At 60.9% G+C, this 16,694-nt stretch carries 15 protein-coding genes; 5 read left to right on the top strand and 10 right to left on the bottom strand.

The genetic code is table 11. From position 1 onward, the window contains the following. Positions 1–109: 109 nt before the first annotated feature. Positions 110–934: an ABC transporter substrate-binding protein gene (locus AB7951_RS21915; protein ID WP_439062348.1), complete on the top strand. Its 825-nt coding sequence runs from the start codon at positions 110–112 to the stop codon at positions 932–934. A gap of 3 nt (positions 935–937) precedes the next feature. Here AB7951_RS21915 and AB7951_RS21910 read toward each other — a convergent pair whose 3' ends face one another. The 5 genes from AB7951_RS21910 to AB7951_RS21890 all read right to left on the bottom strand — a co-directional run bounded on the left by AB7951_RS21910 (position 938) and on the right by AB7951_RS21890 (position 7,504). Then, complete coding sequence (locus AB7951_RS21910; RefSeq protein ID WP_439062349.1) at positions 938–1,174, bottom strand: hypothetical protein; 237 nt, start codon at positions 1,172–1,174, stop codon at positions 938–940. A 619-nt stretch (positions 1,175–1,793) separates the two neighbouring features. After that, positions 1,794–3,380, bottom strand: a complete 1,587-nt coding sequence (locus AB7951_RS21905) for a hypothetical protein (protein WP_439068747.1) — start codon at positions 3,378–3,380, stop codon at positions 1,794–1,796. A gap of 249 nt (positions 3,381–3,629) precedes the next feature. Next, a complete protein-coding gene (locus AB7951_RS21900) occupies positions 3,630–3,929 on the bottom strand; it encodes an addiction module antidote protein (protein WP_439062351.1) in 300 nt (99 codons plus the stop codon). Positions 3,930–4,059: 130 nt separating this feature from the next. Further along, the gene (gene uvrB, locus AB7951_RS21895; RefSeq protein ID WP_439062352.1) at positions 4,060–7,074 is read right to left on the bottom strand and encodes an excinuclease ABC subunit UvrB; all 3,015 of its coding nucleotides are present in this window, start codon (positions 7,072–7,074) and stop codon (positions 4,060–4,062) included. A 40-nt stretch (positions 7,075–7,114) separates the two neighbouring features. Continuing rightward, the gene (locus AB7951_RS21890) at positions 7,115–7,504 is read right to left on the bottom strand and encodes an EF-hand domain-containing protein (RefSeq protein ID WP_184513836.1); all 390 of its coding nucleotides are present in this window, start codon (positions 7,502–7,504) and stop codon (positions 7,115–7,117) included. Between the two features lie 115 nt (positions 7,505–7,619). Between AB7951_RS21890 and AB7951_RS21885 the strand changes: the two genes are divergently transcribed. After that, a complete protein-coding gene (locus AB7951_RS21885) occupies positions 7,620–9,584 on the top strand; it encodes an alkyl/aryl-sulfatase (protein WP_439062712.1) in 1,965 nt (654 codons plus the stop codon). Positions 9,585–9,616: 32 nt separating this feature from the next. On the opposite strand, the gene AB7951_RS21880 is transcribed toward AB7951_RS21885, so the two are convergent. Continuing rightward, a complete protein-coding gene (locus AB7951_RS21880; RefSeq protein WP_439062353.1) occupies positions 9,617–10,660 on the bottom strand; it encodes a hypothetical protein in 1,044 nt (347 codons plus the stop codon). Positions 10,661–10,804: 144 nt separating this feature from the next. Between AB7951_RS21880 and AB7951_RS21875 the strand changes: the two genes are divergently transcribed. Both AB7951_RS21875 and AB7951_RS21870 read left to right on the top strand, forming a co-directional pair. Next, complete coding sequence (locus AB7951_RS21875; RefSeq protein WP_439062354.1) at positions 10,805–11,107, top strand: hypothetical protein; 303 nt, start codon at positions 10,805–10,807, stop codon at positions 11,105–11,107. Next, positions 11,068–12,438 carry a hypothetical protein gene (locus tag AB7951_RS21870; protein ID WP_439062355.1) on the top strand — a complete coding sequence of 457 codons (1,371 nt, stop codon included), beginning with the start codon at positions 11,068–11,070 and terminating at the stop codon, positions 12,436–12,438. Before AB7951_RS21875 ends, AB7951_RS21870 begins: the two co-directional genes overlap by 40 nt. Before the next feature lie 68 nt (positions 12,439–12,506). Here the strand turns inward: AB7951_RS21870 and AB7951_RS21865 are convergent, their stop codons facing one another. Beyond that, positions 12,507–13,271 carry an anti-sigma factor gene (locus AB7951_RS21865; RefSeq protein WP_439062356.1) on the bottom strand — a complete coding sequence of 255 codons (765 nt, stop codon included), beginning with the start codon at positions 13,269–13,271 and terminating at the stop codon, positions 12,507–12,509. Beyond that, positions 13,268–13,846 (bottom strand): sigma-70 family RNA polymerase sigma factor, encoded by a 579-nt coding sequence (locus AB7951_RS21860; RefSeq protein ID WP_439062357.1) that lies wholly within the window; start codon positions 13,844–13,846, stop codon positions 13,268–13,270. The genes AB7951_RS21865 and AB7951_RS21860 overlap by 4 nt, the downstream gene beginning before the upstream one ends. Before the next feature lie 153 nt (positions 13,847–13,999). Between AB7951_RS21860 and AB7951_RS21855 the strand changes: the two genes are divergently transcribed. Continuing rightward, positions 14,000–14,776: a DUF4394 domain-containing protein gene (locus tag AB7951_RS21855; RefSeq protein ID WP_439062358.1), complete on the top strand. Its 777-nt coding sequence runs from the start codon at positions 14,000–14,002 to the stop codon at positions 14,774–14,776. Positions 14,777–14,829: 53 nt separating this feature from the next. Here the strand turns inward: AB7951_RS21855 and AB7951_RS21850 are convergent, their stop codons facing one another. Further along, complete coding sequence (locus AB7951_RS21850; RefSeq protein ID WP_439062713.1) at positions 14,830–15,426, bottom strand: SCO family protein; 597 nt, start codon at positions 15,424–15,426, stop codon at positions 14,830–14,832. 47 nt (positions 15,427–15,473) lie between these two features. After that, positions 15,474–16,586 (bottom strand): MBL fold metallo-hydrolase, encoded by a 1,113-nt coding sequence (locus AB7951_RS21845; RefSeq protein ID WP_089261748.1) that lies wholly within the window; start codon positions 16,584–16,586, stop codon positions 15,474–15,476. Positions 16,587–16,694 lie beyond the last annotated feature (108 nt).

Here is a 16,694-nt window from a genome sequence, read left to right as displayed (position 1 = left end):
CGGAGGTTGGTCGCGCCGGGCTGATCACGCTGTCGTCGAAGCCCCTGGTCGCCGATTGTCGCGCGGCGGGTTTGCGGGCATGGTCGCGCCGAAATCGGGGAGGCCTATGATGCGTGTGTTACGATGGATGGTGCTGTTCATGAGTGCTGCATTCCCGGCTTTCGCCCAGCCTGCGGCCCAATCCGTTCAGGCATCGCCCGAGGTGCTGCGCGATCTCGCGCCCACCGGCAAACTCCGCGCCGCGATCAATTACGGCAACAGCGTCCTGGCCCAGAAGGGCCCGGACGGCGCGCCGCGCGGCGTCTCGGCGGATCTCGCCGCCGAACTGGCCAAGCGCCTCGGCGTCCCCGTGGACTATGTGCCCTATGAAGCGGCAGGCAAAGTGTTTGAGGGCGCCAGGGCCGGCGCCTGGGATGTCGGCTTCATCGCCATCGAGCCGGTGCGCGCGCAGGAGATCATCTTCACCGCGCCCTATGTGATCATCGAGGGCACCTACATGGTCCCCGTCAATTCGCCGCTGAAGACCGTCGACGACGTCGACAAGGACGGCGTCAGGATGGCGGTCGGCCTCGGCTCGGCCTACGACCTCTATCTCACCCGCACCATCAAGCACGCCACCGTGCTGCGCGCCGATGCCGGCGGCGGCAGCGCGATGATCCGGAAGTTTCTCGACGAGAAGCTCGATGCCGCCGCCGGCGTGCGCCAGCAGCTCGATGCCTATGCCAAGGACCATCCGGAGATGCGCGTGATGTCCGGGCATTTCCAGGAGATCCAGCAGGCGATGGCCATGCCGCGCATTGCCGACAAGCCGCGCACGGCTGGTGTCACCTATCTTGCCGCCTTCGTCGAGGAGATGAAGGCCTCGGGTTTCGTCGCCGAAGCCCTGAAGCGCAGCGGCCAGGTCGCCGACGTCGCGCCGCCGGCGGGAAAATGAGCGTCAGTCTGTCAGCGTCCAGCGCGTGATGCGGCGGACGAGGAAGAAGCCGATCACCTGGGTATAGATGTTGCTGGCCGTCCTGCCGTATTGTTCGAACAGCGAGGCCCCCAGCGCAGCCACTATGCCTGACGTCAGCCCGACCAGATAGTTGCGGGTTCTGCCGTGATTGCGCGTGAGGTCGTCGAGCCGCTTCTTGAGGGCACTGATCTCGATCATCGCCAACTGCCACTCGGTCATTGCCACTTGCCACCGCGATGCGGCGCGATGGCCGCGCATCATGATTGGTTGGCGTGGCGCCGAAACGGTTCAATAGGCCCGCGCATGCACCATCCCATTTGTCTCTCCGATTCGAATGTCAAACAGCCACGTGACATCGTTCTCGCTGGCGAAAGCCCCGAGGTGAGCTGTGGTCTTCCCCTCGAAAACTGAGGGGAATGGAGCGCCGCAAGGCGCACCTTGATAGTCAGTCGCTGCGTCCAGTCCGGTTGCGACACCGTTCCGTCCACAGCGCAACGCCTTGCGGCGCTCCATCACGGCGATTTCTGTTCCAGGGACCGTGCTTCCGGGTACTGGGCAGGACTAATGAAAGTCCCCCGTTCCGGACAGGCTTTCGCCTGCCTTCACCCGCACCCGTCCAGCCGTTTCCGGCGCAGCCCCGTAGTGGGCCAGGACGGTGACCCCGGACCTCCCGAGTCCGTGCTTGCGAGGCACGTCCGCAGGCGCCGTATCCTGCTCCACTCCGAAAGCGCCCTCGAGAAGCGCCCCTCATGAGCAGGACGGGGAGGAGTATATAGTCTTGTAGGAATTATGTCAATGGGCGAATGAAGAAAGGCGGATCAGATCGCCGAATACATTTCTATGTCAGCCGATTGTCTAAGTGGCCAGGCAAATATCCGATTACGACTTCCTCGTCAGCTTCGTCCCAGAAAAAATAGATTCGTAAGTCACGCCGTGCGTCTCTCGAAGTTCCTTTCTTAAGATGCCACTCGAGGAACGTCCGTTGGTCGCGGTATTTAATAAAGTACTCATCGCCTTGTTCGCCTGCACGCGTGCCGCTTATAGACCTTGAAAAATCTACTCCTCGATTTTTCAGCTCAGATTGGAAGTTGTCCCAAGCGCCTTCGATACCTCTTTTGCTGTCAACGTAGTGAGTTGCCAGAAGCTGAATTAGTTCGCAGGTGAGAGTGATGTCTTCAAATTGTCCAGATTTTAGTCCTTGCAGTGCCCGGGGGGCTAGCTGGATGCGGCCGGCAAATTCAGCGTCGATCCATTCTGGAAAATTCTCGTATTTTTCCGGTAGCGCTAATTTTTTGCTGGAAGAGTTTTTTAGTCTATCTTCGAGAGATCGTATTCTCGCGCTCATTGCTGCTGCGCGACTTCGCTCTTGATCGCGTTCGGCTTCTGCTTCTCGCCGTGTTTGTTCTTCTTGAATGGCTAGATCTAAGGCTTCTTTGGATTGTGCTTCCGCAGCAGCTTTGGCTACTAAAGCGGCGTCCAATTGTAGTTGTGATTGTTCCCAGCTGTTGCCGTTGTCTGCCGTCAGCGCAAGACGGAAGCTAGCACTTGCTGAGCGAATCTGGATAAACGTAGGTATCGCTTGCTTACGAAGGTTCTGGTCGACCGACGTTCTGAAGGCGTCGTGTATTATTGTGCTTTCAAGCCTGAATGCATTCTGGCGTGATATCTGTTGGTGCGTGTAGAGAGGATGGCGATGAACATCGTCATCCTCAATGTTCGCAGTCTCTCGATATATGCGGACTCCACGATCAAAAACCGAAAGGTGGCGCGAAATGACATCTGACAGATAAAATGATGCGGCTGGGAAAATTTTAACAACATGCGCGGTGCCGCACAATCGCCTGGCGACGGACTCGGCATTTATCGCAGTGTTGCCTTCATCATCCGCGGCAACGACAACGACGTTCCGCCAGCGTCTTGGATTGTTTATTAGTGCAACGAGCCATTCGCTGTCGCTTTCGTTCGTCACATCGCGGGGCTCAGCAGATAGGCGCACTCCATCACCGAAAAGAATATTTTCGGATGCTAGTTCGCGGTACACGATCGGCACCGCCGGATGGAAGTCAAAGTCTAGTTTGCGTGACATGCACACGAGGCGGCTACCAAAGAGTCCACCGGTTGTGCTTTTCCCGATCGTGAGTTCTAGCGACCACGTCCGTCCCGCGACATTTGAATCTGGTTCCGTAAAGCGCGAGGACCAAATGTCGAGCGTGTCGTTTTGGATGCGTTCGGCCGAGAAATCACCGGCGTCGCTGTCGTAGGTGCTGTTGGAGAAGACATCATTTGGGAGGTCTGGTAATTTTGTCCGTAGGTATTTGAATATGTAGCCTTTTGCGACTTCAATCACCTCGGATGAGGGTGATCGCATTTCTGCGTGCGTTACAGCAATCAGGCGCATTCTTGCAGGCGAGTTGTTTGCGAGCACGTTTCTCTCACAATCCAAGAATGGGGTGCTTAAATTGATCTAGGAAGAAAACTCTAGAATCGGTTTATTTGATTCAATTACAAATTGCTATGCGAGTATATGGCAGGTTCCGAATGGTTTTGAGCGACAACAAATGGGCGCGGAGCTTCCATTCTAGCCGTCCCTTGGACATGGTGGAGGCCCGAACTGGCGGATTTTTCGATTGAAAATACCGCATTCGGTGTCCGTGCAAGACTTCTTGAGACGCGACTACTCCATCTGCGCCTGTGCCACGAGGCTAATACCCAGCGCGTGCAGCACTTTCAGCACTGTGGCGAATTCCGGTTTGGCGCCGCCGCCGAGGGCCCGATAGAGGTTTTCGCGCGACAAGCCCGTTTTCTCTGCCACGTCGGTCATGCCCTGCGCGCGGGCGACGGTCCCGATCGCCTTGACGATCAAGGCCGGGTCTTCCGATTCAAAAGCCTCAGTGAGATAGGCGGCGACTATCTCTGGACTGTCGAGATAGTCGGCGGCATCAAATAAAGCTGGCTTCTTTTTGATCGTTGGCATCTGTAGCGTATACGCTACAGATGGATTTTGGTCAACCAAGCGGGGGCTTACAGATTTTCCAACCGTGTGGCACCCCCTCCCTGACCCTCCCCCGCAAGGGGGGAGGGGACGCTGCTGTCCGAGCGTGTAGCTACCGCTTCTTCCACCCACCCCGGTGCCCCGGCGCGCCGCCGGTTGATCTTGGCGCGGGGCCAAACTCCGGGCCGGACTCGCGGCTGTTCTTCGGCTGGAAGATCTTGCTCTCGGTGCCCGGACCCATTTCGTCCAGCGTCGGCTTGCGTGGACGTTCCACCTCTTTGCCGCGGGCGGGCTTCACTTCATGCCAGTTCGCGATGCCCATCTCGTCGAGCCCGGGCTTGTGCACTTTCGACGATGCGCCGCCCGCTGATGAACTCTTGCCGTATTTGCCGCGCGCCTTGCCTTGCGCGGCCTTGTCGAGACGCGCGGGGAGGTTGGCAGCGTCGCCGTATTTCTTCTCGCCTTTGTAACCGCCGCCGCGTGCGGCAACGCCGCGCTGCTTGACGGTGGGGTCGTCGACCACGGCGAGTTCGGTGGCGCGCAGGCGCTTGACCTCGTCGCGCAGGCGGGCGGCTTCCTCGAAGTTCAGGTCGGCTGCGGCCTCGCGCATCCGCACTTCCAGATCGGCCAGCACGGCTTCGAAATTGTGCCCGATGGTGATGGCATCTTCGGCCATGCCGCCGCCGATATCCACCAGCACGCGGTCGCCTTCATAGACCGAGTTCATGATGTCGCCGATCGACTTCTTCACGCTCTCCGGCGTGATGCCGTGCAGCGTATTGTATTCCACCTGCTTCTCGCGGCGGCGATCGGTCTCGGCGATGGCGCGGGTCATCGAGCCGGTCATCTGGTCGGCATAGAGAATGACGCGGCCGTCGACGTTGCGCGCGGCGCGGCCGATGGTCTGGATCAGCGAGGTTTCGCTGCGCAAAAAGCCTTCCTTGTCGGCATCGAGCACGGCGACCAGCGCGCATTCGGGAATGTCGAGGCCTTCGCGCAGCAGGTTGATGCCGACCAGCGCGTCGAAGGCGCCGAGACGGAGATCCCTGATGATCTCGATGCGCTCGATGGTGTCGATGTCGCTGTGCATGTAGCGCACGCGAATGCCCTGCTCATGGAGAAATTCCGTGAGGTCTTCGGCCATGCGCTTGGTCAGCACGGTGATCAGCGAGCGATAGCCCTGGGCCGCGGTGGCGCGGACTTCGCCCAAGAGATCGTCGACCTGGGTGCGGGCCGGGCGGATATTGATCGGCGGATCGATCAGGCCGGTCGGGCGAATGACCTGCTCGACAAAGACGCCGCCGGATTCCTGCAGCTCCCAGCCGGACGGCGTCGCCGACACCGCGACGGATTGCGGGCGCATCATGTCCCACTCCTCGAAGCGCAGCGGCCGGTTGTCCATGCAGGAGGGCAGGCGGAAGCCATATTCCGCCAGCGTCGCCTTGCGGCGGAAGTCGCCTTTGAACATGCCGCCGATCTGCGGCACCGTGACATGGCTTTCGTCGGCGAAGACCAGCGCATTGTCCGGCACATATTCGAACAAAGTCGGCGGCGGCTCGCCCGGCCGGCGGCCGGTGAGATAGCGCGAATAGTTCTCGATGCCGGCGCAGGAGCCGGTGGCTTCCATCATTTCGAGATCGAAGGTGGTGCGCTGCTCCAGCCGCTGCGCTTCGAGCAGGCGGCCCTGATTGTGCAGCTGGTCGAGCCGCCACTTCAGCTCTTCCTTGATCGATTTCATCGCCTGGATCAGCGTCGGCCGCGGCGTCACGTAATGCGAATTGGCGTAGATCTTGATGAATTCGAGCTCGTCCTGCTTGTGGCCGGTGAGCGGATCGAACTCCTCGATGCTCTCCACGGTGTCGCCGAACAGGTTCACGCGCCACGCGCGGTCTTCATAATGCGCCGGGAAGATGTCTATGACATCGCCGCGCACACGGAAGGTGCCGCGCGTGAAATCATGCTGGGTGCGCTTGTATTGCAAAGCGACGAGGTCGGCGATGAGCTGGCGCTGGTCGATGCGCTCGTCCTTCTTCAGCGCGAAGGTCATCGCGGTATAGGTTTCCACCGAACCGATACCGTAGATGCACGACACCGACGCCACGATGATGACGTCGTCGCGCTCGAGCAGGGCGCGCGTCGCCGAATGGCGCATGCGGTCGATCTGCTCGTTGATGGACGAGTCTTTCTCGATATAGGTGTCGGTGCGCGGGACGTAGGCTTCCGGCTGGTAGTAGTCGTAATAGCTGACGAAATATTCGACGGCGTTGTCGGGGAAGAAGCTCTTGAATTCGCCATAGAGCTGCGCGGCCAGCGTCTTGTTCGGCGCCAGGATGATCGCCGGGCGCTGCGTCGCCTCGATCACCTTGGCCATGGTGTAGGTCTTGCCAGAGCCGGTGACGCCGAGCAGAACTTGGGTGCGGTCGTTGCGGTCGATGCCTTCGACCAGTTCCTTGATCGCGGTGGGCTGGTCGCCCTTCGGCTCGTATTCGGATTTCAGCTCGAAGCGCACGCCGCCTTCGGATTTCTCCGGGCGCGGCGGACGGTGCGGCGTCCACACTTTCTGGTCCTTGAACTCCGGACGGCCGTCGCGCACCAGCGCTTCCAGCGCATCGGCCGTGGCCTGCACGCCGAGGGCTTCCATCTTGTTGCGCGGCGGCCGCGCCATGGCGGCGGCGTCGTCTTCCTCGGTGGCGAAGCCGAGCTGTTTGGCCAGTTCCGGATCCAGCGTCGGGATCGAGGCCGAGGTGTTGTAATTGGCCTGCGGCGCTTCCTCGAGACCCTTCTGCTCGCTCAGCCGCGGCGCATAGGGCGCGACCACCGGCTGGGGAAACGGCTGCAATGGCGTCGGGCGCATGCCTTCATCGCCCTCGAACTTCTTCGGCGTCGATTTGCGCGCGCGATGCACCGCGGCCTCGCCGCCGGAGCGGCGCTCGAAGGAATTACTCGGCGGCGGCTGCAACCCGGTGCCCGATCCCATGCCGGCATCGCCGCGATTGATCGCGGGATTCAGCAGTTCCGCCAGCGCAGGCCCGATCGGCTTGACGTCGGGACGGCCGGCGCCAGGCTTGGCGGCGGGGGTCTTGATTGATTTTGCGGGCTTTTTCGGAGAGTCGGGTTTCTTCGCCATGGGCGGAATATGGGGCGAGTCTTGGGGCGATGAAAGGGCCCTACAGCAGCAGCTTCAGCAACGCCTTGCCGGCGGGCGAGCCCAGTTCCCTTGCATCGAGGGTGCCGTCATTGTCCGGATTGGCGGCGCGGAAACGCGCTTCGACGAGGGCGAGATATTCCGCTTTGTCGAGGGTGCCATCCTTGTCGGGATTGGCGGCGGCAAATTCTTTCGCAGTGAGCCGGCCACGCAGCTCTTTCGCATCCAGCGTGCCGTCATGATCGCGGTCGAGCTTGTCGAACAATGCGGACGCCGCGGCCTTGGCCTCGTTGAGGTCCACGGTGCCGTCCTTGTCGGGATCGAGCCTCTTCAGCGGCGAGGCGGCCTGCGCCGGCAGCAGTGCGGCAAGAGGAATCGCGAGGGATAGCAAAACCGTGCGGCGTGTGGTCATGATCATCTCCCTTGGCGTACTCTATGTTTCAATCAGGATGCGTCATTCGGATTCCGGGTTCAACACTCAAATCCGGCGATGCGGCCGAGGTCTGCGAGGGATTGCCATGCGTGTGATGCCAACAATATTGCTGTGCACTGCAATAGGATTTGCAACAGCGCCGTGCCTCGCCCAGTCCAGGGACGCCGAGCCGGCCACGAAGGGGCTGAACGAATCGGTGCTGAAGACGCTGCCGTTTTCCGACCGCGCCGATTTCGACGATGCCAAACGCGGCTTCATCGCCACGCTGCCGGATGGCGTGGTCGCAGGTCCGGACGGCAGGCCGGCATGGGACACCAAGCCCTATGCGTTCCTGCAAAACGACGCCGTGCCGGCGACCGTCAATCCCAGCCTGTGGCGACAGGCGCAGCTCAACGCGATCAACGGCCTCTTCAAGGTCACCGAGCGCGTTTATCAAGTGCGCGGGCTCGATATTTCCAACATGACCATCATCGAGGGCGACAGCGGCCTGATCCTGATCGATCCGCTGCTGTCGAACGAGACCGCAAAAGCCGCGCTCGAACTTTATCTGAAGAATCGGCCTGCGAAGCCCGTCGCCGCCGTGATCTACACCCACAGCCATGCCGATCACTTCGGCGGAGCCAAGGGCGTCATCAGCGAGAACGATGCCAGGCAGGGCAACGTCAAGGTGATCGCGCCCGACGGCTTCATGGAGCATGCGGTGGCGGAGAACGTCATTGCCGGCAATGCGATGTCGCGCCGCGCGCAATACCAGTTCGGCAGCACACTGCCGGTCGGTGAGCGCGCCCAGGTCGATACGGGGTTGGGCAAGGCATTGGCGCGGGGGACGATCTCGCTGATCCCCCCAAACGACCTCATCAAGCAGTCCTATGAGACGCGCATCGTCGATGGCGTCGAGATCGAATTTCATCTGGTGCCGGGCTCGGAAGCCCCAAGCGAGATGATCTTGTATTTTCCGCAGTTCAAATTGCTGAACATGGCGGAAGATGCCACCCACAACATGCATAATCTCTACACCATCCGCGGCGCGGAAATTCGCGATGGCCGGTTGTGGTCGCGCTACATCGGCGAGGCGATCGCGCGCTACGGCGACAGGACGGATATCGTGATCGCACAGCATCACTGGCCGATGTGGGGCAACGAGCGCATCGTCAATTTTCTCAAGAAACAGCGCGATCTCTACAAATTCATCCACGACCAGGCCGTGCGGTTGCTCAACCACGGCCTCACATCAACCGAGATTGCGGAGCAATTGAAACTGCCGCTGTCGCTGGCGAACGATTGGGCGTCGCGCGGCTATTACGGTACCCTGAGCCACAATGCCAAGGCGGTCTATCAATTCTATCTTGGCTGGTATGACGCCAATCCCGCGGACCTCAATCCGTTGCCGCGCGCAGAGGAAGCGAAGAAGCAGATCGAATACATGGGCGGTGCGGACGCCACGATCAAACGCGCGCGCGAGGATTTCAAGGCAGGGCAATATCGCTGGGTCGCCAGCGTGATGAGTCGGGTCGTGTTCGCCGATCCGTCGAACAAGGAGGCGCGCGATCTCGGTGCCGATGCACTCGAACAGTTGGGCTATCAGAGCGAGGCGGCGACGTGGCGGAATGCTTATCTGCTCGGTGCACTGGAACTGCGCAGCGGCGTCGGGCCGCAGAGATCGTCGCTGGCGAACGCCGAGCTGCTCAAGGGCGTATCCATCGATCTGGCCTTCGATTTTCTCGGGGTGCGGCTCAACGCGACGAGGGCGGAAGGCAAGAAGATCGTCATCAACTGGACCTTCACCGATCTCAATGAAACCTACGTGATGAACCTGGAGAATTCAGCGCTGACGCATATGTCGGGCAAACTTTCAGACAGCGCCGACGCCAGCGTGACGCTGACCCGCGCAGCGCTCGACGCCATCACGCTGAAGCAGCGCACCTTTGCGGATAGTGTGGCCGCCGGGGAAACATCACTCAGCGGCAATCCGCTCAAGCTGCGTGAATTGTTCGGTCTGCTGGACGAATTCTCATCGGGATTCGAGATCGTGGAACCGAAGAAAGCGCGCGCGGAATAGGTCCGGCTATATCACGCCTGTCCGGCGACCGGTTACGCTCGCAGGCGCTTGAGCGATTCGGGCAGGCGCGCATCGACCCAGGCGCCGATGTCGCGCTGGTGGCGATGGACATACAGCCCCAGCGCAATGATTCCGATGCCGATCAGCGACAGCGCGAACGGAAACAGCATCGAATCCTTGAAGATCTTCTCCGCGAGGTCGCCGAGATAGATCGCAATGCCGATGGTGCCGAACACCGCAAAGACTCGTCGCGACAGCGCGACCGAGATCAGCAGGAAACCGACGTTCAGCAGGCAGTATAGCGCCTTGTCGAGATTGGTACCGTTCGACGTGGCGGTGATGCCGCCCCAGAAGGTCAGCACGCCGAACAGGTAAAGCCAGAATGCGAAATCGCCGCTGCGCTGGCGCAGGTTGACGATCACCGCAGCAACCAGAATACCGAGGCCGAACCAGATGGACACCTTGCGCGATAGTTCCCAGTTGCCGTAGCTCGCGCCCGCGATCCAGGGCACGACATCCATCGACAGGAACCACAGCGCGACCGCCATGATGAAGACGATGAAGGGAAAGCGATAGAATTGCAGTGCCACGATCGCTGCCGCGATGGTCGCAAGCTCCATGAAGACGAAGCTGCCTTTGATCCAGACATAGAAATCGCGCATCGCCGCCGGCTTGCCGAATTCGGTCCAGGCACCGTAGGCGTCCTGTATGCCGAACACGGCGAGCGGCGTCATTGCCACGGCGACCGCGATCAGCAGTCCACCCGGCGTGCGCAGCTTCTTGACCGTCCAGAGATAGTGACCGGCGGCGGTGAACAGGCCGGCATAGACAAGTGCGGTGGCGGTCAGCGCCGGTCCGCCCATCTGCGAAAACGCCAGCGTCGAGAACAGCCCCATCGCTGATATCACCACCAGTGCGCCAGCATACCAGAGCAAATGCACGACATCGAATCTGGGCCCGGCCGCAGGCTGCTCCGGCACACGCGCGGTGAGGAAAGCCAGCAGGGCATCGAGCTGCGTGGAAGGAAGCACGCCGGCTGTGACAGCCGCGCGCAGATCATCGGTCGAATATCGCATGCACTCTCTCCGCAACGCGCCATTCGACGCCGAACACTGGCCTTTGTCGCTTACACGGGCCGAAGCGTTCAAGGGCTAAAACCGATCGCCGCGACACTACAACGCCCGCGCGGCATTGCCCTTGAACAATACAGGCCCGGTCGGATGGCCGGCCGGCGAGCCGTCTTCGGGCTCAAGGTGATCTCCAACAGCTGGTCGGCGACGATTTCCGGCGACAGTCGGGACCTCGACGAAGCGACGGCCGCCGCCGTGCTGCGCCAGCTGCGCGAATGGACACTCAACCCGAAAGCGATTGATGTGGATAAATCAATCAAAGGAAATGCCCTGATAAATATCAACTACGGGATGTGCCGCGAATCTGGCGAGCTTCACCTCATTACAAATCAAAGATTTGCTTGGGGGCGATCATGTTTTCAGGATTCGCGACGCGCTTTACTGCGCGAATGACGGCGCTTGTTCTGGTGGCGTCAATGCTGACGGGGTGTGCGGAGATCGATCGCAAGGGTGGCTACATTGATCAAATCGAAGATGCGGTTCTGTTTCGAGCTGATACAAAAACGCATCGACTACTACGGTCCTATCTTCTCGCCACAGTTCTTCTGACCGTCGCGCGCCGCCAGGGACACAACGATATTGATAGTACGGCGATTGCGGGAGCTCTGGAAGGCGCCCTTGCGATAGCCAACGAGGCGTATATGTGCCTTTATCCGGGCCTATATGAGCGAACCGACGACGCGGCGTCATTTCCGGTCGATCCGTCAAAACTGAAATCTCGAAATTCAATTGGCGGCCCTGATGAAATTACGATGTGGACGTCAGAAGGGCGTCTTGTCAGTGTAACGAAGCCAGCACAGCAGCCGCGTTGGTGTCAGTTCTTCGATGAGAAGATGTCTCGGCTCGACTACGCGCTTTTTCGACTTGCGGCAGTGACTCTATTCAATGGAGAAAGTCGACAGTCGTTGGCAGATATCCAAGCAAAGCTCATAGGCAGAATTCCAGTCATATCGGATACCGTAACCGCTGCCATCCACGTCAATAAGGCTGCCAACCAGATCACGTCTATCATCGACGATTTGCTTAACGTCGCGTTTACAAGCGCTGGACCTGTACTTGCGTTGCTCCCAGTCTATCGAGACTCATTAGAGCTCAACATGTGGGTCGTGACGGATTACTTTGCGTTGTCTTGTAAAGAGTATTGGCCCCAAACCTACGACGCCATCATTGCCGGATCGGCAACTGTACTTGATGCGGCTCCAGAATGTGCAGGGCTAGTTAGCGCAATCGCGGCACTTCGAAAGGGAAATGGGAATCCGAAAATATGGCGGGACTTCCTTAAGCAGATCAGTGCGGAATACGAGGGAGACTTCTCAAAAACGCTGCCGGTTGAGGCGTATCGGCCCCACTTCTTCTTGATATCACAACTGCTCGTGAGGTCATGTCGAAGCGTCCTGTCCGACGGGCAGAAGCCCAAGAGGTGTGAGCAAGTCTTAACTGATGCCTTGGAAAAAGCTGCGTTCAACGCAGACAACGCTACTGGCAGCTTGATTAATTCGGGAGGACCGCCCACTCCCGGTCGGTGGATGACTGTCTCACTTCCCTTACCCGGCGCGCGAATGGTGCAGCTTCGCCCACGCCGCTCGCTAGCTGGCAATCCTTCGGGGGGCGGCACCAGCCATGCTCCACTAAGGTCTGTCGGTTCCGCTCCTGTTTCAGCTGGCCCTGATTCGACTGGTTCGATTGGAAGGCCGCCCGCCCCAGAGACGCTACCTCAGCGTTGAGGCGGTTGGTCTAGGGACATGACCTTTACCGGCCTAATTTTTTGTTGCGCCCTAATATTCGGCTACCTCTACAACGCCCTTGCCGCATTCCCCTTGAACAAAATCGGCCCCGTCGGTCTCCCGATCGGCGAGCCGCCTTCGGGCTCCAGTGTGATCTCGAACAACTGATCTGCCACAGTATCCGGCAATGCTTCCAGATCGAGCTGCAATGTCCGCGACTGTCCGGTGAGACCGATGGACTTCGGGCCGATGTCGCGATCCCACAGGGTCCAGACCTGCAGCGTGCGGCCGGCGGGAACGTCGATCGGGCGCAGCGGGATCAGCTCGACGCGGCCGTCGGAGAAGGTGTTGACGATGGCGCCGGTTTCCCTGGTGGCGTCGTTGACCAGCACGGCGACATAGATCGGCTTGCGCTGCGCCAGCGCGATCAGTTCGCGGCGGAGCTGGCGCGAGGTGGCGAGTGCGCCGATCAGGATCACCACAAGCATCAAGGCCGCGAACACCCCGCCGATCCCGGTGCCGCGCCAGAAGCCGATATTGTCCCATAGTGTTGCGCCGCGCAGCGCGGCGCGGGCGCCGGGCAGCGGGATCGCCGGTTTCACCTTGGTGGAGTCGGCGATGCGGTCCCACAGTGCAGCGCTGGGGGCGAGCGCTTCGGCTGTGGCGTCTAGATCGGCCAATCGCTCGCGCCAGGTGCTGACGGCCCTGGCGAAATCGGCATCGTCGGTCATGCGCGCTTCGGCAGCGGCGAGCTCCGTGCCTTCCAGCAGGCCCATCACATAGTCGGCGGCGAGATCGTCGGTGGAATGCGTGTTGTCGTCGTGCATGCTCATCCCATGCACTCCTGCAGCGCGAACAGACTGCGGCGGACCCAGCTCTTCACGGTGCCCAAGGGCACCTTCAGCCGGCCGGCCAGTTCGCCGTGGCTCATGCCATGGGCATAGGCCAGCACCACGACATCGCGGCGTGGCCGGTCGATACGCTCGAGGCATTTGCGCAGCGCCGAGGTCTCGGGCATCCGCGTCACGGTCGCCTCGCAGTCGATATCGAGCGCACTGTCGTCGGACGCGTCATAGCGATGCTCGTTGCGATGAATGCTGAGCGCGCGATTGCGCACGACGGCATAGAGCCAGCCGCGCGCCGAGCCGCGATGCGGATCGAACGACGCGGCCGCGCCCCAGATCCGCACGAAGGCATCGTGCACGGCTTCCTCCGCCAGATCCTGCCGGAACAGGATGCGGCGGGCGACCCCGATCATCTTCGGTGCTTCGCTGTTGTAGATCATCTGCAGAGCCGTGCGATCGCCGGCTGCACAGCGCGCCAGCGCGGCCGACAGCTGCGCCTCGCGCGCGTGGTCGAGGCCCGCTTCGTCGCGCCGGGTCTCGGTGATGGTGCCATTCCCAGTCATGTCCATGCCCTTGCATGGTCAGTCTACCTTTGCCGCGCGCAATTGGATGCACCCAAATGAATTTATTTTCAGGGGCGTGCATCCAGTCGGGAGGGCCCGCCGGTAGTCCTTGTGTCGGTCCCGAGGGGACCGCGGAAACACAGGGAGCCACTTATGTCATTTCGTTCGCTTTTCGCCGCCTCCGCAGCATTGCTGCTGATCCCCGCGGCCGCCGCCAATGCCGCCCAGGTCGCAGCCCTGGTCGGTGGCGACACCATTGCGACGGTCGATACCGCACAGAAGAAGGCGACCGGGTCCGTCAAGGTCACTGGTATTTCCGGCGCGCTGGTCGGCATCGACGTCCGTCCGGCCGATGGCATGCTCTATGGCCTGGTCGATGACGGCACGATCGTCACCATTGCCGCCGACGGCAAGGCGACGGCGAAGTCGAAGCTCGACACCATGCTGGCCAAGGGCGTCACCGCCACTGTGGACTTCAACCCGGTGGCCGACCGTCTGCGCGTGATGGGCTCGGATGGCATGAGCCTGCGCGCCAATGTCGACGACGGCAAGGTGACGAAGGACGGCGATCACAAATATGCCGAGACCGACATGCACAAGGGCGAGAAGCCGAATGTCATCGCCGGCGCCTACACAAACTCTGTAAAGGGCACCAAGGAGACCGCGCTGTTCAACATCGACGGCACCATCGGTGCGCTGGTCAAGCAGGCGCCACCGAATGACGGCATTCTCGGCGCGGTCGGCAAACTCGGCATCAAGCCGGCGGCTGTCGCCTTCGACATCTGGTCGGATGGCAGCAAGAACGAAGCCTGGCTGATGGCCGACGGCACGCTCTACTCGGTCGATCTCGCCACCGGCAAGGCCACCGAAGCCGCCAGAATCTCCGGCGTCACCGGCAAGGTGACGGATATCGCGATCATGGGCATGTAAGCTTCAGTCGATCACTTCTATTACGATGCTGCGCTCGCAAGGGCGCGGCATCTCTATTTTCCGATTTCCAGATACGGCCGGATCATGTCGACCATCTTCTCGGCAGAGGTGCCGGGCGGAAAGAAGCCGAGATATTTTCCGTCGCGGTCCATCAGATAGACGAAGGCGGAGTGATCGACGGTGTAGTCGCCCGGTCTGTCGTGGAAATCGACGCGCTTGTAGTAGACGCGATAGGCTTCGGCGGCGGCATGAATCGCGGTAGTGCTGCCGGTCAGGCCGATCAGCTTCGGGTGAAACATCGGCACATATTGCGCCAGTTGCTCCCGCGTGTCGCGCTCGGGATCCAGAGTGATGAAGAGCGGCTGCACATGAGCGGCGTCAGCGCCAAGCCGGTCCATCGCCAGTCCGATGGCCTGCAGGTCGGTCGGGCAGATGTCCGGACAATAGGTGAAACCGAAATACACCAGCAACAGCTGGCCGTGATAGTCGCGCTCGCTGCGGGCATGGCCCGACTGGTCGATAAGCTGGAACGCGCCACCGATCGGCTCGCGATTCCACATCACTGCGTCCATCAATTCGGCTGCCGAACGGGACGACCCCTGCGCTGAAGCGGGCGCCGCGCTCCAGCACCCGAGCCACAGCGCAGCCATGGCGGCTATGCCGGTCCGGTACCAGAAGGCGCGTGCGGCGCGCGAGGTCACGCGCTGAAGGTCAGGCGGCTGCCGGTCGAGACGTTGATGACGTTGTCCGGCATCTGCGCACGCGCCTCGAGCAGGAAGTTCAGGCCGCTGCAATGCATCGGGATGACCACATCGGGCTCGAGCTTCTTGATCTCGCCGACGATTTGCTTGAGGTAGTCGGCAGGGGCAGGACCGAGGTGAAAGCCGCCGACGACGGCGTGTACCTTCTGCACGCCCGATATCTCCTGCGCCTGCCGGACCGAATTGACGATGCCGACATGGCCGCAGGAGCTGATCACCACCAGCCCCTTGCCGCGGATGTTGAAGCAGGTGGCGTGTTCGTGGACGTGTTCGTCCGGTGCAAAATTGCCCTGCAGTTCGGCAGCCGTATAGTGGCCGTAGTCGCAGCCTGCGCTGTCCGGCTTGTAGTCCACGAAGGTGTTCGGCAGCACGCGCTCGACGCTGTTACGCTTGATCTTGCCTGTTGTGAAAGCATGGCCCTCGATCACCGTCGGGGTTTCGCAGAGTACGGTCTGCACCTTCTGCGCGGCGATCTGCTTGCGGTCGAGGATGCCGCCTTCGCCGAACTGGCCGGTCGATGCGCGGCTGACGCGGTGGCAGAAATTATCCTCGCCGCCGGCATATAGCTTGATGTCGGGTGGCAAGACGCTGCGATATTGCTCGAGAAAGCCGATCAGTCCACCGTAATGGTCGATATGACCGTGGCTGACGATCAGCGCGTTGAGCGAGGCCGGATCGACCTTGAGCAGCCCGATATTGTTGATGATTGCCGGCGAGGTATAGCCGAAATCGAGCAGGATATTACGCTTGTCCTGCTCACGCTGAGACTCCAGAAACAGCGACAGGCCCCACTCATTGTGCAGCACGTTGCGCGCATCGGCGCTGCGGGCCGGTCCTGGCCCCTCATGCACCACGCCATTTACCGTGCTGCCGCGCAGGAATTGATCGTGCTGCTGATCGACGAGCACGCGGATCGAGAGCCGATCGACGGTCGGCACCTGGATCGGCGCCGCGTTGGCAACCTCCACGCAGGAAAATCCGGCCGCAGCCATGCCAGCAAAGGCTGCCGAGGTCTTGAGAAAGTCGCGGCGGCGGATATCTGCGGTCATGGCATGTCTCCCGGAAATCATCCGCCTGTGCGGAGTTTCCGTTTGATAACAGACCGGATGCGCCACTGGCAGGGAATGATCTTTCGAAGATCATCGGAGGCGGAGCAA

Source organism: Tardiphaga sp. 285_C5_N1_2 (assembly GCF_052076065.1).
Taxonomy (GTDB): domain Bacteria; phylum Pseudomonadota; class Alphaproteobacteria; order Rhizobiales; family Xanthobacteraceae; genus Tardiphaga; species Tardiphaga robiniae.
This window is presented reverse-complemented; position numbering and strand designations above follow the sequence as displayed.